The organism is Flavobacterium calami (assembly GCF_038290035.1).
GTDB classification, from domain to species: domain Bacteria; phylum Bacteroidota; class Bacteroidia; order Flavobacteriales; family Flavobacteriaceae; genus Flavobacterium; species Flavobacterium calami.
On sequence record NZ_JBBYHS010000002.1, the window covers coordinates 13,412 to 36,393 of the forward strand.

The window sequence follows — 22,982 nt, forward strand, 5'->3', positions numbered from 1 at the left end:
GCTATCATGATACAATTAAAAAAAATATCCCCTTTTTGTCTAAGTTTCATTTTTTTCTTTTTCGCATCATTTGCCTTACAAGCACAATCAGAGAAATCAATTCTTATTCATGGACATGTTCAAAATCTAAACCCTGAGATTTTTAAAAAATACAATAAGATCTGGTTATATGAAGGAATTGGAAGTCAAAGAAAGCTTATCGATTCAACAGTAATAAATGAGCAGGGAGATTTCAAACTAAAAACGAATAAAAAACAAACGCTATATTCTTTAGATATTTTAAAATGGCAAACCGCATCGTTTTGGGCCGATGCAGATGTAAAAGTTTCGGCTCGTGGTTATGATACGTCTAAATTTAAAATGAAAAACTCCGGTTTTGTTGAGCTGCAAAGTACTTCTAAGTCAACTAAGATTATTAATGCAGCGGATTACAATCAATATCTTGCTTCAGAAGAAATGAAAATATTGAATGAGGAATGGTTAGTAGCGAACCGTACTGCACAGCAGGATTCAACCTGGAGAAAGTATATTAAGAGTGATGGCTATATCAAAAAATCAGGTGAATTTAACAGACTTCGTTTAGAGAAATTTATTGAAGTTAACTCGGATAGTCCGGCCATCGCTTATTTACTTAGTTTGTATCCTACTGATGCCGATAGCGCTTTTTTTGAATGGAACATGCAGCAGGCACTTAAAAAATATCCACAATCCGAAAATCTGAAATATATGGATAAGGAGTACCAAACCAAGAAGAATATTAGAAATTCATTAAAAAATAAAAGTCAGATACCTTCATTTGCCTATCCTTCTCCTAATGGGGAGATCATTAGCATAGAGTCTTTTAAAGGTAAATATGTGCTAATTGACTTTTGGGCAAGCTGGTGCGGTCCTTGCCGAAAATCCATTCCTGCGGTAAAAGAACTTTACACTAAATATAAAGACAAAGGATTCGAGGTATTGAGTGTTTCCGTAGATTCTAATCAGGAAGCCTGGCGCAAAGCTATGGCACAAGAAAATATGCCTTGGCCTCAAGTGTTAAGTCCCGATAAAGAAAAGACCCTAAAAGAATTTATGGTTGTGGGGATACCAACCTTGTTTTTAATAGACAGAGAAGGAAAAATAATTCAGAAATTTACTGGTTTCAGCGAATCCTTAAAAGACCAGTTAGCTAAAGCAATTGAAAGTGAAAAATAAAAAAACAGCATTTTTTCTACTGAAAAATTTATTTGTATTCTTACTGTTAACCAACAGCGTTGTAATAGCACAGCATACAGAAATTCAGGATAAAGCCGTCAAAAATGTTTTAGAAAAATCATATCCCGCAGCTGTAAAGCTGTGGGGTATTGATAGTTTAAACTTAAAACAAAACAGCCCGCAGTTTTCGGGTGTTGTCGTGAAGCCAGAAGGAATTATTTTAACTGCTGCTCATGCCATTCATCCGGGTAATTTTTACAGAGTACATTTTCCTGATGGAAAAATAGCGAAAGCTAAAGCTTTGGGAAGAATGGGAATTAAATCTATGCAGGGAAGACCGGATATAGGAATGCTTAAAATAATGGATCCGGGAACTTACCCTTTTGCAGAAATGGGTTGGTCGGATAGCATGAATACTAACAATTTGTGTGTCAGTATAGCCTATCCAACAACACTCAATCAGGATGTTCCAACTATTCGTGTAGGCAAAATAGCAACCGCGTTAGATACATGGGGATTTATGGTTTCAACCTGCAAAATGGAACCCGGGGATTCCGGAGGCCCGCTTTTTGACAACCTGGGAAGAGTTATTGCAATTCATAGCCGTATAGCGATAGACGAAGATATTAATTACGAGTCACCTGTCAACCTGTTCAGAGAATATTGGGAAGATTTGTTACAACCAGTAAATTATGCCGAACTGCCTTCAAATAAACAACAGTTTACACCTGACCCTTTAAAGGATAAACTTATAAATCTAAGCGTTACTCCTCCTAATTTAGTGGCAAAAGGCATAGTTGAAATAGTAAGTAAGGCCGATGAGGTAAAAGTAATAGCTTTTGGTACGCTTATTAAACCCGGGAATAAATCAGGAAAGTTTACATGGATTGTTACTAAAAGCAGTCTGCTAACAAATGCTATTTTAGTTAAAATTGATGGTAAATTATACGATGCAAAAGTTGTTGCTACTAATTTGCCAAATGATTTAGCACTTCTAAAAATCAATAAAATTAATAAAGAAGCAATTTCTAAAACTAAAGCTGTTGACTCATTTGAAAATCTTGGGATACCCCTTGTTAGTTTTTTAAGTGATAATAAAAATGAATTAAGTTTTTTAGGATCTGATGTTTTTAAGTTTGAGACTAAACCTGCTAAAGGTTACTTTGGTGCCGGTGCCAATTTTATTAAAGGAAATATAACTATTACCAGTTTTGGTCCGGATAGTCCGGCTGCAAAAGCAGGTCTGCAAGTGCAGGATCAGGTCAAATTTATTAACGGTATTGCTGTCACGAAGCCCGAAGATTATGGCAGGGAATTAATGCAGTATTTGGTGGGCGATACGATTTCGATAAAAGGATTAAGAAACGGAGAAGAATTCGATTATAACGTAGTATTAGAAAAATCTCCCTTAAGTGATCATCCTTCTAATAAATTTGAAGGAGGCAGAAGTGAACGATTTGATAATTTTGAAGCCGTTTTTGCGCATGATGCAAAATTAAAACCGTATCAATGCGGAGGGCCTGTTTTTAAAACTGACGGAACTTTTATGGGAATTAATATAGCCCGATTTAGCCGTACGTGTTCTCTGGCAATACCTGCTGAGGTAATTTTTAATTTTGTAGAATCCTCTTTAAAAACTGAAATTTGATTTTCCCTTAAAAAAAGAGGCTGTCTCCCGCAATTTAATAAAATTTCAAGATTGAGGAAAGCGAAAGCTTTCCTCTTTTTATGTATATGAAAAAAGCAATTTTCAAATCAAATCCAATTTCACAACAACCATTGAATTAATTCAATGTTTTTATAAAAAACCATAAGTACCTTGTTCAGTTCAAACTAACACAAAACTTATGAAAAAAATCTACTATTTCATGCTGTCCCTTTTGGTATCGGCATCAGTTTCAGCAACAACTTATTACGTGACACCCACCGGAAACGCTACTAATTCGGGTTCGAGTTTTACGAATGCTATGAATTTTAAAACAGCTGTGGGCAAAGCCGTTGCCGGAGATGTTATTTTATTACAGGCCGGAACGTATACAATAGCCTATACTGCCGGTGCTAAAAATACTATTTCGTTTACAAAATCAGGAACTTCAGCAAGTCCTATTAAGGTAGAATGTGTAAACAATGGAAGGGCGATCATAGATTTTTCGTTTCCGGATCAGGAATGGGTACAGGATTCGTATGGTTTTAGCATTACAGGTTCCTATTGGAGTTTCAAAGGAATTGCCATTACCAGAGCAGGCTATCAGGGAGCGTATGTAACAGGTTCCAATACTATTTTCGAAAATTGTACTTTTTATAACAATCGTAATACCGGTTTAGAAATTAACAAAGGAGGTTCAAACACTACAGTAAAAAACTGTGATGCCTATAGAAATTATGATCCTAAAAAGAAGGGAAGCATGGCGGATGGCTTTGGTCCAAAACAAGAGCAGGGACCGGGAAATAAGTTCATCAACTGCCGTGCCTGGGAAAATTCAGATGACGGATACGATTGTTTTGACAGTACTCAAAAAGTAACTTTTGAAAATTGCTGGGCGATCAGAAACGGCGTTGATGTGTGGAATTACGGAGGCTTTACCGGAAATGGAAATGGTTTTAAAGTAGGAGGTAATTCTGTTCCGGCAGATAATGTACTGACCCGATGTGTTGCAATAGGACATCCCAAAAAAGGATTCGATCAGAACAACAATACCGGAAGCATAACACTATATAATTGTACAGGATTCGGAAACAACATCAACTTTGGTTTTGGAAATCCGGTGCAATCGGGAAAGAAACATATTTTCAAAAATAATATTTCATTATCCGGAACAATTTCTATTTCAAACGCTACACAGCAAAACAACTCTTGGAATCTAAGTGTCACTGTAAATACCTCCGATTTTACAAGTACCAGTACTTCACTTGCCATTGGAGCCCGACAGTCAAATGGGGATCTTCCAACTAACTTGCCTTTCAAATTAGTTCAGGGAAGCGATTTAATTGACAAAGGAACGAATGTTGGTCTTTCGTATTCCGGCAGTAATCCTGATTTAGGTTATTCCGAAAGTAACTTTACAACCGCTAAAAAAATAAATACTGATCTTGCTGTGGAAACAATAGAAAGTACTGACTCTGGTTTCACATTTAATTACTATCCAAATCCGGTAAAAAATATTTTGACGGTTGAATTTAATGAAGTTGCAAAAGGTGCTATAATTCAGTTGTTTGATTTGTCTGGTAAATTGATTGTTACTAAAACAGTAAATGGGCAGACACAAAACTTAAATTTAGGAAATCTTCCATCAGGAGCTTATATTTTGACAATAACAACACCTGGAAATAAAATTAGTAAACGTATTATCAAAGGTTAGAGTTGAAGAATTTATAATTATCCGGCGAGTATTTCATTAGAAAGACAAAAGTCGCAAGTCTTTCGATTTGCGACTTTTTAATAATTAGCTTAAGTCGTTTTTGTATTTAATATCAAAAATTGCTAGTATGTTTTCTAAACCACTTTCGCAATTTGTGTATTCACACGAATATTATTAGGAGCGTCTAAGCCTGGTGTTTCGTAATTGGTGAAATCTAAATTAACACCCGGTCTAAAAATCAGGCAATGTGTTGAACCTCCAAAATGAAACATACCCAGCTCATCGCCTTTTTTTACAACGTCTCCGGCTTGTACTTTTATTTCGCAGCTGGAAACCTCTGCCATCCCTACAAGCATTACACACATCAGTCCAATGGCAGGATTATCTGCCTCAATAAAGATAACTGCTCTGGTGGCAACTGCCGTTAAAAAGGGCTGCGAATTGTTAGGCGCACTCGAATCGGCTCCCTCCGGATTGTAGAAACCCTGGTATAGATTTTCTAAATAATAAGAACCGTTTACAATAGCCGTTTTTACGATTCTACCGTTTACAGGACTGTGCCAGCGGTGGTAGCTCAAAGCGCTCAAGAAAGCCTGATAAACTGTTCCGCCTTCAAATTGAGGTGCTAAGGGATCAAAATTCATCATGTTTTCTAACGAATAAGGTTGTCCTTTTAACCAAAACTGATCCGACAAAGCGACATTCTTAGCTACTTGCAAAGGTGCCGACTCACAGGCATTTACAATGATCGAATCATCATCGGGAGCAGTAACAGGACGCACATCCGGACAAAATAATCTCGTGAAAAAATCGTCCCAGCTTTTGAATCCGTAATAAACATCTGAAGGGTCTGACTGAAAAACATCAGAAAAAGTAGCGTTGACAGGAATCGGATTCGGTTCTAAACCTAAAGCTCCTTTGGCAACTTCCATCATTTCAGTTTGTGCCAGTTCGCTTAGCCATGCAATCACGTTTTCCGAAGGGTCATTTTCGATCAAAACATAACGAGAATCCTCTGTAACCAAAAATTTAGACCAGTAATTCAATATTTTTTTCAGCTGCTGATTGACTAATGCGTTTGAAAAAACATCGTACCCAAAATTGGTTGCCATTGGCCATGCCAAAAGGGCATTTATAGGAAATCCAATCATACCTGCAGCAGTTTGATTTCCGGGAGCTCCGGTTTGGTAAGCTTCGGGAGCAGTTTGCATGATTCCGTTGAGTAAAACAAGGAAATCTTCAAAAGTCACTGGTTCTGGTTCCCACAGTAAAGGAGTTCTTTGTTTTAAAAAATGTGCTTCAGCAAACATTCCCTGCACATTGGCATACAAAACAGGGTCAGAATATACCAGATTTTGAAATTCGGTAATTTCAGGAATGAGTGGTGTTGGATTTTTTTTGACAAACTCCTTGATTTTGAGTGTCCAGTTTTCTATAATTTGTGGGTCCTGTGGTAACCAGCTCCCCAATAATTGTTTGGCTTTGTTGAATGTAGTTGCTTCCATGAGTTTTTTTGAGTTAAGTTGATAAAACGAAGTTATTTTAGAAAATAATTTAAAAAATGTATTTGGGTATAGAAGCTTATTTTTTTGTTATGAAGAGCCCGAATTGTTAATTTAGGAGAGTTATAAGCATGAGTTTGAGTGGCAGGTAAAACTGCTAAGAATTGCAAAAAATACAATAATCGTTCAAGAATTTAAGACGTATTTGAGTTATAATGGCAATTGCTCCATTAGATATTTAAAAAGAATATAGGGCGGAATATTTTCTAATTATATTTTATACCAGTTCTGAAAAAACTATAATTAAAGGGGCATTTCAATTACAGTTTTACAATTGTATCAAAAAAGGGATATTTTGTTAATTTCAGGACGGTACAGGACAGTGCAGGTTGTGAAATGTAAAAATAACACTTATCTTTAGACCCAAAATATCTTTTTTATGCGAAATCGATTTCTAAATTTTAAAAAATTATTTGTTTTTACAGTTTTATTTTCTTCAGCACTTGTGTTTGCTCAGGAAAATAAGCCTGCCACATGGATCTGGTATCCAGGCGATTTTGAAGTTTGGTTAAGCAATAAAATGCAGGTAAGACGTACAGAACGCGAAGCGGTATTTCCACCGCTTTGGCAATATTACAGTCCTTATGCCTTAGTCACTTTTCAAACAGAAGTAGATATTGCAGAACCAGATGAGGTAAAAATCTACTCAGAAGGATCTTTTCAATTACTTTTAGATGGCGTTCAGATTTATGGACAGCCAAAATCAATAAGAATTCCTGCCGGGAAACATAAAATTTCCTTTAAAGTATATAATCAAGAAGTGCTGCCGGCTATTTATATTGCTGGTAGATATGTGAAATCGGATGCCTCTTGGAAGGTGACCAATGAAGATAAACTTTGGATTGATGAAAATGGAAAAGCACAGCAATCCGGTACGCCTTGGGTTCCTGTTGGTTCTTGGAATTTTGATTCACCAGAGAATAAACCATCCGGATTTAAACTAACAACCAAGCCTTTAAGTGCAAAGAAAACAGAGAAAATAGGGTCTGGTCAATTAGTAGATTTTGGAAAAGAAACGTTTGGATACATTAAAATCCACGGTTTAAAAGGAAAAGGCAAACTAGCACTTTATTATGGTGAATCTCGCGAAGAAGCTTTAGATTCTGCTAAATGCGAAACTTTAGATCATTTATCTTTTGACGGAAAACAATCTGAAACCTACACACATGACGGATCCAAAGCATTCCGCTATGTTCAGGTGCAAGCAGATGCAGGGGTAAAATACGATTCTATTTCGATGCTTTATGAATATTTGCCATTAGACTATCGTGGAGCATTCAAATCTTCGGATCAACAATTGAATCAAATTTGGGATGTGTCGGCGTACACGATGCATTTAACCACTCGTGAATTTTTTATAGACGGAATTAAACGCGACCGCTGGGTTTGGTCTGGCGACGCTTATCAAAGTTATTTAATGAATTATTATTTATTCTTTGATTCGGCTTCTGTAGAACGAACGCTATTAGCCCTTCGTGGTAAAGAACCTGTGACGGCTCACGTAAATATCATAATGGATTATTCGTTGTATTGGTTTGTGGGTGTTTACGATTACTATTTGCACACGGGTGATACGAAATTCATCAAAACTTTTTATCCGCGAATGAAATCATTGATGGAATTCTGTTTGGAAAGAAGAAACAAAAACGGATTCCTCGAACCATTGGAAGGCGACTGGGTTTTTATTGATTGGGCGAACGGATTACCAAAAACCGGCGAGGTTAGTTTTGAGCAAATGCTTTTAGCCAGAAGTTTAGAAGCTATGGCAGTTAGTGCTAAAATTGCTGGTAAAGATGAAGACCAAAAACAGTATCAAAAATTATCAGATGATTTAAAAACAAAATTATTTGACGTGTTTTGGGACAAGAAAGAAAACGTGATGAAGCATCAGCGTATCGATGGTAAAATGCAGGATATTGTAACCAGATACGCAAATATGTTTGGTATCTTTTTCAATTATTTTAATGAAGAACAAAAACAAAGCATAAAAAATAAGGTATTGCTTAATGATAAAGTGCTGAAAATTACAACACCATACATGCGTTTTTACGAGTTGGAAGCCTTGTGCGCTATGGGCGAACAGGATTATGTATTGAAAGAAATGAAAGACTATTGGGGCGGAATGCTAAAAGAAGGCGCTACTTCTTTCTGGGAAGAATACAATCCGACGAAAAAAGGAACGGAACATTTAGCGATGTATGGACGCCCTTATGGAAAAAGTCTTTGTCACGCCTGGGGTTCCAGTCCAATTTATTTGCTTGGAAAATATTATCTAGGTGTAAAACCAACCGCACCAGGATATTCGGAATATGAGATAAAACCAAATCTTGGCGGTTTAAAATGGATGGAAGGAAAAGTGCCAACGCCAAACGGAGAAGTGGCTTTGTATGTGAGCAAATCTGAGATCAAAGTAAAAACATCTGAAGGAGAAGGGAAATTGGTTTTCGAAAGTTCAAGCAAACCAAAAACCAATTCAGGGACAATTACAGAATTAGCAAAAAACAAATACCAATTGATCGTAAAACCGAATGTGGAATATAAAGTGAGTTATAAGGCTATTTGAGTTCTTAGTGATTAGTCCTTAGTAATTAGTTTTTAATCTACGGCTTATAACGCTCAGTTTGTCATTTCGAGGAACGAGAAATCACACTAGAAATTCCGCAACAATTGCCGACAATCTTTGTGGTTACAAGTGCGATTTCTCCCTTCGGTCGAAATGACAAAAAAATCAAAAAAATAAAAAAACAATGTTTTCAAAAAATAAAAAATACAATTTCAAATTAAAAACTGCTTTCCTAATGCTATTAGCTGTCTGCATTCAAGCCACAGCACAAACCACCGCATGGAAACCGGCATCATTTGAAATTGTAAAATCCAATTACAAAACTTTCAAAACAACCCAATACGCACACGTTTTCTCAGGAAGCAAACACAATATTGTCCGATTGGCCACTGAATTGCAAGGATTAACAGGGGTTGAACTTCCTTTGAATACTTACAAAAACAGAATAAATGGGGCATTAAAATTGAAATTTAAAGAGTCTGTAAAAGTTCTTATTGGAGTTTTTCAAGAAAAAGGAAATGATGAATATTTTCAATTTAATGATGATACAAAAGCAAAATTGATTCTTGAAAATGGAGTTACAATAACTGGTTTACCTCCAGTAAATGTATATGCTGTTTCTTGTCAGAAGGGACTTAACTATTTTAAAAATAAAGGATTATTTGTGTTTTTGGGAGTTGTGAAAGAAAGTCAAAAGCTAGAACCAAGAAATGCCAATTTCCCAGACGGAAAACTTTGGAATCCAACTTTTATAGTTGAAGGATTTTCGGATGAAAAACCGCTTTTCGAAATTATCGGCGGAGAAAATAAACCTGTTATTGATGAAGGAATGTCAGGAACAGAAGGAATCCAAGGAGGTTTTGAAGGCGGACGTGTGGTAAAAGTCGGAGATACATATCATATGTTTCCAACCGAAAGAGCTGGAGAAAAAGGCGTTGATTATTATTATGACCGTGTCAAAACCAAAATCGGTCACTGGACAAGTAAAGACGCCATTCACTGGAAAAGAGAATCTACCATTTATCAGGCCAGCGGAGTTTACGCCGTTACAGAAGATGATAATCCGATGAACGACCGTCGTTCGGCAATCTGGTCGTATATGCCTGTTTTTAACGAAAAAGCTAACAAATGGTACGGGTATTATTTGGCTTACACAGTTAGTAAGACGATAGAACCTAATCATTCTTTTGGAAGAATTTGGCGTTGCGAATCGACTGTCGAAGGAATCAACGGAATTGGCGGACCATATAAAGATATGGGAATCATTATGGAGCCGGGATTGGATTCTCAACCTTGGGAAGGACGTCAGGGAGTAGCTTCTTTTTTTCCGTATAAAGTCGGTGATAAATATTTCGGATTTTACAGCGGAGCTTATCCGTTTGAATCCTGGGCAGATTATCCGAAAAAATCAGGAAAAGGCTGGTTTGTGGCTTTGGCAGAATCCCAAAGTTTAGAAGGGCCTTGGACAAGATTAAACAAAGGTTTGGAACCGATAAAAACGATACATCCGCAATTTGTCGAAAACCCTATTGTGAGTCAGTTGCCAAACGGTTTGTATATCGCCGTTTTTGATGGAGGACCGGAAGGCTGGGGACATCATTTGCCAAATATGATTGGCTACACACTTTCAAAAGATGGAATTAATTGGGGAGAAGCACACTATCTGCCCATAGAAACCAAAGTGGATAAATGGTGGGATATTATGAGAACACCTTTGTGTTTAATCCCAGAAGGAAATGATGTGTACACAATCGTGTATAATGCAATCGATTTAAAGAGAAGATTTCATCCAACTGGAATGGTAAAAGTAAAATTAAACAAAGACGTTATGAATTCTCGTCTGGAAGAATTGAAAAAAGAAAAATAATATTTCACGCAGATTTTGCAGATTAAAGCAGATGCACGCAGATAATTCATTCTAATAATCTGCTAAAATCTTTTTAAAATCTGCGTGAAAAAGAAGAAAAAATCCGTTTTTATCCGCGTATTTACGAAGTAAATCCGCGTCATCAGCGTTCAAAACTGACCATAATTACATAAAGAAATGAAAATTAAATATCTCATAATTGGAATCACAGTTTTGCTAATAGCAAGTTGTGCAACTAAATACAAGAAAAGAGAAATCAACGAAACCGTAATGCAGGAGATTTACGAAGAAATCAAAACGCCTTACAAATACGGTTTGGTAATGGTTCCGACAGATAACTCATACAAAATGGATTGTCCTAGTGTATTTAGGAAAGATGGCAAATGGTACATGACGTATTTAATTTATGACGGAAGGGGTTACGAAACCTGGCTGGCAGAAAGCAATAATCTTTTAGACTGGAAACATTTGGGAAAAGTAATGTCTTTTTCAGAAAATGAAAAACACTGGGACGTGAACCAAAAAGCAGGATATATTTCATTGCAAGACATGACTTGGGGCGGAAGTTACGAATGGGAAAAATACGATGACAAATACTGGATGAGTTATTTTGGCGGAGACAGCAAAGGTTACGAAGCCGGAGTATTGTCAATCGGAATGGCTTATACTACAGCGTCGCCAACAAAACCTCACGAATTCCAAAGATTGGAAAATCCGGTTTTAACGCCAAAAGACAAAGACGTAAGCTGGTGGGATAACAGCACGATGTACAAAAACAGTGTCATTCGGGACAAAGAGAAAATCACCGGACATAATTTTGTGATGTATTACAACGCCCGTGGCGATAGTATAAATCCCGCTAAAGGCGCAGAGCGTATCGCGATGGCAGTATCGAACGATATGAAACAATGGAAGCGTTATGGCGATAAACCGTTAATCAATCATCATAAAGGAATCTCGGGAGATGCCTATATTCAGCGTATTAATGACACTTGGGTAATGTTCTATTTTGGTGCTTTTTGGACGGGTTGGAATCAAGGTGCATTTAACCGTTTTGCAGTTTCAAATGATTTAGTAAACTGGACCGACTGGAAAGGCGATGATTTAATTAAATCTTCTGAGCCTTATGATAATATGTTTGCGCACAAATCATTTGTGGTAAAACACGACGGTGTTGTCTATCATTTTTACTGCGCAGTGAACAAAGCAGAGCAAAGAGGAATTGCAGTAGCAACTTCGAAGGACTTAGGGAAAAGTAAAATGAATTTTGTGGCTCCGCCGGAGAAGGTTAAGAAGAATTAAGTATACAGAATCAAGTATTAAGATTTAAATAGTAAGTTTTGAAATTAAGTAAAAGAAATATAATCCATTTTGTTCAGCGTTTTGAAGGGGCTTTGAAACTATTTTTTAATTCAGATTGTCTGCGTACATCGGTCTTAATACTTAATACTTTTATCTTAATACTTCCCTTTTTAGGGAATGCACAATCCGTTACAGGAGAACCTGCTGGAATTCCAGAACTGCATAAAAAATACGAATTTGCTCCGTGGGAAGACCCAACGGTTACAAGTATTAATAGACAGCCATCCAGAGCAACAGCATATTCATACACGAGTGTTGAAGATGCTTTAAAAGGAGACAGAACCAAAAGCCGAATCCAAATGCTAAATGGCGATTGGAACTTTAAATATGCAGTTAATTTAAAAGAAGCCTCAAAAGATTTCTATAAAAATACCGTTTCAGGATGGGATAAAATCGAAGTGCCATCCAACTGGGAAATGAAAGGTTACGATAATCCAATTTACAAAAGTGCCGTTTATCCATTTCGACCAATAAATCCGCCTTATATTCCTAAAGATTATAACGGAATTGGTTCTTATCAACGCAGTTTTACTGTTCCTGAAAACTGGAAAGATATGACTGTGACTTTACATTTCGGAGCTGTAAGTTCTGGTTTTGAGGTTTGGTTAAACGGAGAATTTTTAGGATACGGAGAAGACAGTTTTCTGCCATCAGAATTTGATATTACTCCATATTTAAAAGCGGGAGAAAATGTAGTTTCGGTTCGCGTGATTCGCTGGGCAGACGGCTCCTATCTGGAAGATCAGGATCACTGGCGTATGAGCGGAATTCAGCGTGAAGTTTTTATTATGGCTGAGCCAAAATTACGCATTCAGGATTTCTTTGTTCAAACCAAATTAGACAAACAATATACAGATGCGATTTTTAAACTACGCCCAAAAGTAGAAAATCTGACTGGAGAAAAAGTCAAAGATTACACCATGAATGTTCAGTTGTACGATGCCAATAATACGGCAATGTTCAAAGAACCGCTTCAAAGACCGGTGATTGATTTGATAAACGAAAGTTATCCTCGTTTGGATAATGTTCGTTTCGGATTTTTTCAGGAAAATATCAAAAATCCAAAAAAATGGAGCTCCGAGGAACCGAATTTATACACAATGGTCATTTCGATAAAAGATAAAAACGGCAACATCACCGAAGCCAAAAGCTGTAAAGTAGGTTTCCGTTCGATAGAATTCTCCAAAGAAAACGGCAAAATGCTCATCAACGGAAAAGAAACTTATGTGTATGGCGTGAACCGTCACGATCATAATCCTGTCCGTGGAAAAGCCTTGACAAGAGACGACATCAAACAAGATATTACGACTATTAAAAAGTTTAATTTCAACTTTATTCGTACCAGCCATTATCCAAACGACCCTTATTTTTATGAATTATGCGACCAATATGGAATTATGGTGATGGACGAAGCCAATCAGGAAACCCATGGAATTGGTGGTAAATTGAGTAACGATCCAAAATGGACAAATGCTTATTTGGAGCGTATGACCCGAATGGTAGAAAGAGATAAAAATCACCCGTCGGTTGTCATGTGGAGTTTAGGAAACGAGGGTGGAAAAGGCCCAAACCATTCCGCAATGTCGGGCTGGGTTCATGATTTTGATATTACACGTCCCGTGCATTATGAGCCGGCACAGGGAAATGCAAAATTAGACGGTTATATCGATCCGCTTGATCCGGGATACCCTAAAACAATCGATCACGCCTACCGATTCGAGAATCCACAGGATGATTCGTATGTGGATATGGTGAGCCGTTTTTATCCAGGCGTTTTCACACCTAAATTTTTAGTAGATCAAAAGAAAGATACAAGACCGATTATTTTCGTTGAATATTCTCATGCCATGGGAAATTCTGTCGGAAATTTAAAAGAATTGTGGGATGAATTCCGTTCGCTTCCAAGAGTTATCGGGGGCTGTATCTGGGAATTTAAAGATCAGGGATTAGTAAAATTCGATTCAAGATCGGGTCAGAATTATTTTGCGCATGGAGGGGATTTTGGCGAAAAATATCATGATGGAAACTTTAATACAAAAGGAATTGTAGATTCTAACGGAAAACCAAAAGGTTCGATTTTTGAAAATAAATGGGTGTATCAGCCAGCAATTTCGACTTTAAATGGAAATCAATTAGAAATAAAAAATCGCTCTGCTGTAAAATCTTTAGCAGATTATACTCCGGTTTTGAAAATATTGGAAAACGGGAATGTTATCAAAACCCAGATTTTAAAACCATTTAATGTAGAAGCGGGGCAATCAAAAACTTTAAATGTAAGTCAGTATCTGCCAAAGATGAAAGCAGATGCAGAATACATTTTAAATATTGAATTCCAGCTTTCGAAGGATGAACTTTGGGCTTCAAAGGGCTACGCTGTTGCGGAAGATCAGTTTCTGCTAAAAAAGAAAGAAGTTGTTTTAGAATCTAAAAAAGGAAATGTAAATGTTTCTGAATCAGATTCAGATTTTAACATCAAAGGAAAAGCTTTTGACATTAAAATCAATAAAGTAAACGGAGCCTTGAGTTCGTATGTTTTCAACGGAGAAGAACAGGTTTTTGCACCATTGCTTCCAAATTTCGTTCGGCCATTAACTGATAATGACAAAAGAGGTTGGAAATCCCAAAAGCTTTTGAAACAATGGTACAAAGTGAAACCAAAATTGGTTAACGTGAAAATCGACAAATCAGCTTCTGAAATCAAAATCACAAGCGATTACGAAATTATAAAAGACAGCGCGACTGTAAATGTGGTGTACAACATCAAACCAGACGGAACAATCAAAGTCGATTACAGTTTAAAAGCTTCAAACAAACTGCCAAATATTCCAAAAATCGGAATGCAGATGGGAGTTCAAAGAAAGTTTGACCAAATTTCATGGTACGGAAAAGGAGAATTGGAAAATTACAGCGACAGAAGTTTTGGCTCGTTTGTTGGTAAATATTCGCTTCCAATTAATGATTTTATCGAGCATTACCCAAAACCGCAAGAAAACGGAAACCGATGTGATGTGCGATGGATGGCATTGACAACTCCACAGAAAAATCAAGGTTTTTTAATTACAAATGACACCAAAGTTTTGAGCATGAGTGCGTGGCCTTACACACAGGAAAACTTGAGTTCAGCGGGTCATACTTATGATCTAAAAGATCCAGGATTTTTGACAGTTAATATCGATTTAATTCAAATGGGAGTAGGAGGAAACGACAGTTGGACATTGGTCGCACAGCCAATAGAACAATACCAGATTAAATCAGGAGATTATCAATATAGTTTTTATTTAATGCCTTTCAGCGGTTCAAAAAATCAGCTGGAAAGCAGTTTGAAAAAGTTTAAATATTAGTTAATTGATAATTGATAATTGATAATTGATAATTGATAATTTTAAAATTAACAACTAAAATTAAAAGATACAGTTTGTCATTTCGACGTGAGGAGAAATCACACAGGTATATCGACAAAGATTGGAGAAATACGTTGTGGAGTTTCTAGTGTGATTTCTCCTTAAGTCGAAATGACAAAAAAAGAAATATCAAAAAGAAAAAAAAATAATCTGCCAAATCAGCCAAATCAGCGAGAGTAAATTTTTCCTACAGATTTTGCAGATAAAGCAGATCATCAAAAACAAACAATAATGTTTCAAAAAAAACACCTCTTTTTTATCCTTCTGTTTGCAAGCTTCGTCTCTGCACAGGAAGTCCATAAAAAAGAAACTTTTCAGCCAACACTAGAATTCTCCAAATCGTGGGTGTATTGGTATTGGATGAAATCAGCGTATTCCAAACCCGGAATCACAGCCGATTTGGAAGCGATGAAACAAGCCGGAATTGCAGGAGCTTATCTAATGACTATTAAAGGGCCAGCAAATCCACCACTGATAAATCCGTCAGTTTTACAATTGACTCCTGAATTTTGGGATATGATTCATTGGGCTTTTAAAGAAGCAGATCGTTTAGGATTAAAACTAGCCTTTCATGGAGCCGACGGATTTGCCGTTGCAGGCGGACCATGGATTACACCCGAAATGTCGATGCAGAAAGTAGTCTGGTCAACGACTGAAATTTTAGGTGGAAAAAAAGTTGCGTCGAAATTGCCAGTTCCAGTACATTACAAAGATTATTATAAAGATATTGCCACTTTTGCTATTCCGATTAAAGAATACCAAATAACTTCACAGATGCAACTGCCAAAAGTGACGACATCAAACAACACCGATGCATCGTTTTTGGCTGATCCTAAAAAAGATGAAAACTTCAAATTTGCAGATGCAGGTTGGATTCAGTACGAATTTGCACAGCCATTTACCTGCAAATCAATTGTCATTGAAACCAAAGGAAGAGATTTTCAGGCACAGCGTTTGATTGTGGAAGTAAGCGATGACGGAGTTCATTTTAAATTCCACGAAAGACTGATTGCACCCCGTCATGGTTGGCAGGATATGGATTTCCCAAACACGCATACCATTATGCCTGTTACAGCAAAATATTTCAGGTTTGTTTATAATCCGGTAGGAACTGAACCGGGTGCCGAAGATTTGGATTTTGCAAAATGGAAACAAAATCTGAAAGTAAGTAAAATTACGCTTTCGAATCAATCACTGATTAATAATTACGAAGGAAAATCAGGAGCAATTTGGCGTTTGACTCCGCAGACTACAGAAAAAGAAATACCAAATTCTGATGCATTCAAAAAATCAGAAATTATCAATATCTCCAATTTTGTGGATGCTGATGGAAATATCAATTGGAAAGCCCCAAAAGGAAAATGGAAAATTATCCGAATGGGACATACTTCGACAGGACATGAAAATGCAACTGGTGGAGCAGGAAAAGGATTAGAAGTTGACAAATTTAATCCCGAATTAATTCGTTTTCAGTTGGATCATTGGTTTGGAGAAGCTGTTCGTTCTGCTGGTCCTGAATTAGCTTCAAAAGTTTTAGAAATTCTTCATTTTGACAGCTGGGAATGTGGAAGCCAAAACTGGTCTTCGGTTTTTCAGGCAGAGTTTAAAAAGAGACGTGGTTACGATATTGTAGAATATCTGCCTGTAATGGCCGGAATTCCAGTAGAAAGTGCCGATTTTTCAGAGAAAGTTTTATACGATGTTAGAAAAACAATTGCTGACTTAGTGGCGGATAATTTCTATGGAACTGTCGCCCAAATTGCCAAGGAATATAAAGTTAAATTGAGTTCAGAAAATGTAGCTCCGGTTGTAACGAGTGATGCGTTACTTCATTATAAATTTGTCGATTTTCCAAGTGGTGAATTTTGGCTGAAAAGCCCCACACACGATAAACCTTTTGATATGGTTGATGCCATTTCAGGAGGACATATTTACGGAAAAGATATTATTCAGGCAGAAGCTTTTACGGCTTTGCGAATGGATTGGGACGAACATCCCGGAAATCTAAAAACAACGGCAGACCACAATTACGCTTTAGGAATTAACCGTTTATTCTACCATGTTTTTGTGCATAATCCGTGGACGGATAGAAAACCGGGAATGACTTTGGATGATATTGGAACTTTTTTCCAAAGAGACCAAACCTGGTGGAAACCCGGGAAAGCGTGGTTTGATTATTGTCAAAGAGTTCAGTTTCAATTGCAAAAAGGAAAACCTGTAATTGATTTGGCGGTTTTTATTGGTGAAGATTTTCCTTCTCGTTCTTTTGTTCCGGATCGATTGGTACCGTTTATTCCGAATGTATTTGGCTCAGCAAGATTGGAAAGCGAGAAAATCCGATTGGAAAATGAAGGCCAGCCAACAGCAAAAATGCCGAAAGAAGTGACTTATTCTAAAAATATTACGGATTTGTCACAATGGATTAATCCGCTAAACGGTTATCAATACGATTCATTCAATGCCGATGTTTTAATCAACAGGGCAAAAGTTCAGAACGGGAAAGTAACTTTTGAAGGTGGAATCGAGTATGGAGCTTTGCTGTTTCCGGGAAGTCATAAAATGGCGCCAAATAAAATGTTGTCTTTGGCTTCCGCCGAAAAAATATTGCAATTGCTAAAAGACGGAGCGACAATTTTTGTAGATGAAAAACCAACGATTCAGCCGGGAATTCAATCAGAAGCCAATCAAAAGAAATGGCAGAATATAATTGATGAAATTTGGAATAACGCCAATTCAACTTCATGGAAAATCGGAAAAGGAATCGTTATCAAATTGCCTTATTTAGGAAATGATTTTGCTTCGATCGGAATTACGCAAGATGTTTATTTTCCAAATCTAAACAGAGCCGATTCAGAAACAATTGCCTGGACACACAGAAAAGCGGATAGTGAAGAAGTATATTTTCTTTCTAATCAAAAAGAGCAAAAAAGAACGTTTGATGCTTCATTCAGGATAGCTGGAAAAATTCCGCAATGGTACAATCCCGTTACAGATAAAACATCGGCAGTAACCAATTGGAAAATAGAAAACGGAAGAACAATTGTTTTGATAACTTTAGATGCCAACGAATCTGGTTTTGTTATTTTTAAAGAAGAAACCAAAGAAGTTTTAGCTAATGGAAAAGTATCTGAATTTGAGAAAGTTCAGACTTTAGATGAAAACTGGGAATTGCAATTCGATCCAACTTTTAAAGGTCCGAAAGAAATTGTGAAAACAAATAAATTGTTTGACTGGAGTACTTCTGAAAATAATCAGATTAAGTATTATGCTGGAACTGTGGTTTACAAAAAAGAGTTTATCTGGAAAGGAAAAGATGCTAATAAAATATGGCTTGATTTAGGCGAAATCGCCAATATGGCCGAAGTTTCAATCAACGGAAAAGATTGTGGAACACTTTGGACTTTTCCATTCAAAACAGATATTTCGCAGGCATTACAAAAAGGGAAAAATACAATCGTAATAAAAGTGACAAATACGTGGGCAAATCGTTTAATCGGTGATCAAAAATTATCAAAAGAAGAAAGATTAACCTGGACAACAGCGCCATTTAGATTGGAAGGGAATCCGTTGTTGAAAGCGGGATTATTAGGGCCAGTTATAATTTTAAAGGAGAAATAAATGTTAGCCACGAATTCACGAATTTTTTATTAATCTGAATTTGAAAATAATTTGTGAATTCGTGGCGAAAATAATATAATATGAAAAAATCAATTATCACATTATTAATGATTTTAGCAAGCCTTCAAATCAATGCAAAAATCAAATTGCCAGCTTTGTTTACCGATAACATGATGTTGCAGCAAAAGTCGAATGCGCCGATTTGGGGCTGGGCAGAAAAGAATGCAAATGTTACTATCAAAACATCGTGGAATTCTAAAATCTACAAAACAAAAGCCGACACTTCTGGTAAATGGAAAACAGAATTACAAACACCATCATTTGGCGGACCTTTTACAATTGAAGTAACAGAAGGAAAGGAAAAAGTAACCATTAAGAATATTTTAATTGGCGAAGTCTGGCTTTGTTCAGGACAATCGAATATGGAAATGCCTTTGAAAGGATTTCAGGGTCAGCCTGTAAAAAACGGAAACGAAATTATTGTAAGATCCACGAATAAAAACATTCGATTGATTACGATTCCGCGTGCTACAGTTTTAGAACCAAAAGACGATTTTGAAGGAAAATGGGAAGAAGCTTCTCCAAAATCGACTTCAAATTTTAGTGCAACGGCTTGGTATTTTGGATCACTTTTACAGGAAGTTTTAAATGTTCCAGTTGGGTTGATTCACGTTTCGTACGGAGGTTCAAGCATGGAAGCCTGGATGAATCAGGAAATGCTGAAGGATTTCGCCAGTGCTAAAATTCCGACTACAAAAGAAGAATTGGCAAAAGATCCCAATCGCGTTCCGACCACTTTATTCAACGGAATGCTTTCGCCAGTAATCGGCTACGGAATCAAAGGCTGTATCTGGTATCAGGGCGAATCGAATTACGAACGCGCTTCTGAATATACGGCTTTGATGAAAAAGATGGTCAGCAGTTGGAGAGGCTTGTGGAATCAAGGCGAATTTCCTTTTTACTACGCCCAAATCGCTCCGTTTAACTATGCGCAATTTCATCCAAAAGATAATAAACCTGAATACAATTCGGCTTATTTGAGAGAAGCGCAATTGAAGGCTTCAAAGGAAATTCAGAATTCGGGAATGGCAGTTCTGATGGATGTTGGCGAAGAAAACAATATTCATCCAATGGATAAAGAAAAAGGAGGAAACCGACTGGCTTTTCAGGCTTTGGCCAAAACCTACGGAATCGAAGGCTTCGAATTTGAAAGCCCGAAATACAAATCGATGGAAATAAAAGACGGTTCAGTTACCGTTTCTTTTGATAATGTTGAAAACGGAATAACGTCTTACGACAAAGAGGTTACAGGTTTTGAATTGGCTGGAGAAGATAAAATTTTCTATCCTGCAAAAACAGTTGTTCGTAGAAAATCTGTGGTTTTGACTTCGGATAAAGTTGCTAAGCCAGTTGCGATTCGTTATTTGTTTAAAGATTTTGTAAAAGCAGAGTTGTTTAGTGGAGGCGGATTGCCGCTTTCTTCGTTTAGAACAGATGAGTGGTAGTTTTTGAGTTATGAGTTATGGGTTTGGCGCCTAGTTTGTCATCCCGAGGAACGAGGGATCTCCGCGCAAGTAGCTCGACAAAGATTTAGAAATATTTAATTTATAGCTCTCGCAGATTTGGCAGATTTTGGAGATAAAAATAAATCTGCAAAATCTGCGAGAGAAAATTAAAAAAATAAATACCTACAAGGTTTTGAAAAACCTTGTAGGAGAGAAAACGATGAAAAATACTACATTAATAATGCTTCTCTTCACAACGCTTTGCCTTAAAGCGCAAATCCCTGCGCTCGATAATTACAATCAGGTTTGGACAACGCAAAGTCAGAATTCATCCGAGTCGATGCCTTTGGGAGGCGGTGATATCGGTATGAATGTCTGGGTCGAGAAAGGAGATTTGTATTTCTATTTTTCCAGAAGCGGGACTTTTGACGAGCATAATACTTTACTGAAATTAGGACGTGTAAAAATTACTTTAAGTCCGAATCCGTTTGAAGGAGCAGCAGGTTTTCATCAGGAATTAAAACTGAAAGACGGTTATATTTTCGTTGAGCAGAATGATACTAAAATCAAACTTTGGGTTGATGTTTTTAAACCAATAATCCATTTAGATTTAGAAAGTAAAACTCCTTTGAAAATGACGGCTTCTTATGAATGCTGGCGTTATCAAAATCATAATTCAAAAGGAAAAGAAAACAATGCCAATTCTTATAAATGGGCGCCACAGGGAGATGTTGTGATTTTTAAAGATTCAATAGCTTTTGAAAATAATGGACTTAAATTCTATCACCGAAACCGTGAACAAACCGTTTTTGATGTTGCAGTCAAACAGCAGAAAATGGAATCGGTTAAAGACCAGATGATGAATCCGATTGCCAATTTAACTTTCGGCGGATTCATGAAAGGAGATAACTTAAAACCTGATGGAACTTATTTAGGAAAATATCAAAATACCGATTTCAAGGGTTTTAATCTAACCAGCGTAAAACCATCCAAAAAGCATTCATTAGAAATTTATCTGAATACCAGTCAGTCTGATTTTGAAACTTGGAATAACGGATTGAAAACTTTTGTTGATGCAAATAAAAGCACAGCAAAACAAGCAGAAAAAAACACTATAAAATGGTGGAATAATTTCTGGAACCGCTCTTTTATTTATACGCAGAAAAATCAATCGATTGAGAAAGATTCGGTATATCAGATTGGGCAGAATTATCAGTTGTTCCGTTATATGCTGGGGTGTAATGCCTTCGGAAAATATCCAACAAAATTTAACGGCGGACTGTTTACGGTTGATCCTGTTCATACAAATAAAGATCTGAATTTTACTCCCGATTTCAGAAACTGGGGAGGAGGAACGATGACTGCTCAGAACCAGCGATTGGTTTATTTTCCGATGGTCAAAAGCGGTGATTTTGATATGATGAAATCGCAGTTGGATTATTATTTATCTCTTCAGAAAAATGCTGAATTGCGAAGTAAAGTCTATTGGAAACATAACGGTGCCTCTTTTACAGAACAATTAGAAAACTTCGGATTACCCAATCCAGCGGAATACGAATGGAAACGTCCAGCAGATTACGATCCGGGAATGGAATACAATGCTTGGCTGGAATACGAATGGGATACCGTTTTTGAGTTTTGCCAGATGATGTTACAGCAAAAAGAATATGCCAAAGAAGACATTCAGAAATACAATCCGTTTATCATCAGCTGTCTTCGTTTTTTTGATGAACATTATCAATATTTAGCCAAACAAAGAGGTAGAAAAATATTGGACGGGAATGGTCATTTGATTCTTTTTCCGGGTTCAGGAGCAGAAACCTATAAAATGGCAAACAATGCCAACAGCACTATTTCGGCATTGAAAGTAATTACTGAACAGCTTTTAAAACTTTCAGAAAATGAATTATCCAAAGAAGATTTAGAATATTTGAAAGCATTTCAAACCAGAATTCCGCCTTTGAATTTTAGAACTTTTGACGGGCATCAAACATTGGCTCCAGCCAAAACTTGGGAACGTATCAATAATTCCGAAGTGCCCCAATTGTATCCGGTTTATCCGTGGGGAATTTACGGCGTTGGAAAACCAGATTTACAAACCGCTTTGAATACATGGAAATATGATCCGGAAGCTAAAAAATTCAGAAGCCACATCGGCTGGAAACAGGATAATATTTTTTCGGCTCGTTTGGGATTAACTGAGGAAACAAAAAAGTATAATTTATTGAAAATGGCCAATTCAGAAAGAAGATTTCCTGCTTTTTGGGGTCCAGGATATGACTGGGTTCCGGATCATAATTGGGGAGGTTCAGGAATGATTGGTATGCAGGAAATGCTTTTGCAGGAAGCCGATGGAAAGATTTATCTTTTTCCGGCCTGGCCAAAAGAATGGAATGTGCATTTTAAATTATACGCTAAACAAAATACAACAATTGAAGCAGAACTCCTTAATGGAGAATTAAAGGTTTTAAAAGTAATTCCGGAAGAAAGAAAAAAAGATGTAATCAGTCTGCTGGGGAAATCAGAAGCAGAAAAAATAAAATTAAAATAA

11 protein-coding genes are annotated in these 22,982 nt (G+C 36.9%); 10 read left to right on the forward strand and 1 reads right to left on the reverse strand.

The genetic code is table 11. The features are described from left to right. Window positions 1-6: 6 nt before the first annotated feature. The 3 genes from AAEO57_RS01625 to AAEO57_RS01635 all read left to right on the forward strand — a co-directional run bounded on the left by AAEO57_RS01625 (window position 7) and on the right by AAEO57_RS01635 (window position 4,553). Window positions 7-1,194, forward strand: coding sequence for a TlpA family protein disulfide reductase (locus tag AAEO57_RS01625; RefSeq protein ID WP_341688861.1), 1,188 nt, complete (start codon window positions 7-9; stop codon window positions 1,192-1,194). Next, the gene (locus tag AAEO57_RS01630; RefSeq protein WP_341688863.1) at window positions 1,184-2,842 is read left to right on the forward strand and encodes a S1C family serine protease; all 1,659 of its coding nucleotides are present in this window, start codon (window positions 1,184-1,186) and stop codon (window positions 2,840-2,842) included. The genes AAEO57_RS01625 and AAEO57_RS01630 overlap by 11 nt, the downstream gene beginning before the upstream one ends. Window positions 2,843-3,041: 199 nt before the next feature. Continuing rightward, a complete protein-coding gene (locus tag AAEO57_RS01635; RefSeq protein ID WP_341688865.1) occupies window positions 3,042-4,553 on the forward strand; it encodes a right-handed parallel beta-helix repeat-containing protein in 1,512 nt (503 codons plus the stop codon). Window positions 4,554-4,687: 134 nt separating this feature from the next. On the opposite strand, the gene AAEO57_RS01640 is transcribed toward AAEO57_RS01635, so the two are convergent. Further along, window positions 4,688-6,058, reverse strand: a complete 1,371-nt coding sequence (locus AAEO57_RS01640) for a phophatidylserine decarboxylase associated domain-containing protein (protein WP_341688867.1) — start codon at window positions 6,056-6,058, stop codon at window positions 4,688-4,690. Between the two features lie 436 nt (window positions 6,059-6,494). On the opposite strand from AAEO57_RS01640, the gene AAEO57_RS01645 reads away from it, so the two are divergent. From AAEO57_RS01645 to AAEO57_RS01675, 7 genes are all read left to right on the forward strand, one after another. After that, window positions 6,495-8,678 (forward strand): alpha-L-rhamnosidase-related protein, encoded by a 2,184-nt coding sequence (locus AAEO57_RS01645; protein ID WP_341688869.1) that lies wholly within the window; start codon window positions 6,495-6,497, stop codon window positions 8,676-8,678. 184 nt (window positions 8,679-8,862) lie between these two features. After that, a complete protein-coding gene (locus AAEO57_RS01650) occupies window positions 8,863-10,545 on the forward strand; it encodes a glycoside hydrolase family protein (RefSeq protein WP_341688871.1) in 1,683 nt (560 codons plus the stop codon). A 177-nt stretch (window positions 10,546-10,722) separates the two neighbouring features. After that, window positions 10,723-11,847: a glycoside hydrolase family protein gene (locus tag AAEO57_RS01655; RefSeq protein WP_341688873.1), complete on the forward strand. Its 1,125-nt coding sequence runs from the start codon at window positions 10,723-10,725 to the stop codon at window positions 11,845-11,847. A 38-nt stretch (window positions 11,848-11,885) separates the two neighbouring features. Further along, on the forward strand, window positions 11,886-15,248 hold the full coding sequence (locus tag AAEO57_RS01660) for a glycoside hydrolase family 2 TIM barrel-domain containing protein (protein WP_341688875.1): 3,363 nt from the start codon (window positions 11,886-11,888) through the stop codon (window positions 15,246-15,248). 291 nt (window positions 15,249-15,539) lie between these two features. Beyond that, window positions 15,540-18,926: a glycosyl hydrolase gene (locus AAEO57_RS01665; protein WP_341688877.1), complete on the forward strand. Its 3,387-nt coding sequence runs from the start codon at window positions 15,540-15,542 to the stop codon at window positions 18,924-18,926. 80 nt (window positions 18,927-19,006) lie between these two features. Next, window positions 19,007-20,431 (forward strand): sialate O-acetylesterase, encoded by a 1,425-nt coding sequence (locus AAEO57_RS01670; protein WP_341688880.1) that lies wholly within the window; start codon window positions 19,007-19,009, stop codon window positions 20,429-20,431. A gap of 193 nt (window positions 20,432-20,624) precedes the next feature. Beyond that, window positions 20,625-22,982, forward strand: a complete 2,358-nt coding sequence (locus AAEO57_RS01675) for a DUF5703 domain-containing protein (RefSeq protein WP_341688883.1) — start codon at window positions 20,625-20,627, stop codon at window positions 22,980-22,982.

Excerpts from the sequence above, each read along its gene's own strand:
- AAEO57_RS01625 (WP_341688861.1), top strand. The coding sequence starts at position 7 with ATGATACAATTAAAAAAAATATCCCCTTTTTGTCTAAGTTTCATTTTT.
- AAEO57_RS01635 (WP_341688865.1), top strand. The coding sequence starts at position 3,042 with ATGAAAAAAATCTACTATTTCATGCTGTCCCTTTTGGTATCGGCATCA.
- AAEO57_RS01640 (WP_341688867.1), bottom strand. The coding sequence starts at position 6,058 with ATGGAAGCAACTACATTCAACAAAGCCAAACAATTATTGGGGAGCTGG.
- AAEO57_RS01645 (WP_341688869.1), top strand. The coding sequence starts at position 6,495 with ATGCGAAATCGATTTCTAAATTTTAAAAAATTATTTGTTTTTACAGTT.
- AAEO57_RS01650 (WP_341688871.1), top strand. The coding sequence starts at position 8,863 with ATGTTTTCAAAAAATAAAAAATACAATTTCAAATTAAAAACTGCTTTC.
- AAEO57_RS01655 (WP_341688873.1), top strand. The coding sequence starts at position 10,723 with ATGAAAATTAAATATCTCATAATTGGAATCACAGTTTTGCTAATAGCA.
- AAEO57_RS01665 (WP_341688877.1), top strand. The coding sequence starts at position 15,540 with ATGTTTCAAAAAAAACACCTCTTTTTTATCCTTCTGTTTGCAAGCTTC.
- AAEO57_RS01670 (WP_341688880.1), top strand. The coding sequence starts at position 19,007 with ATGAAAAAATCAATTATCACATTATTAATGATTTTAGCAAGCCTTCAA.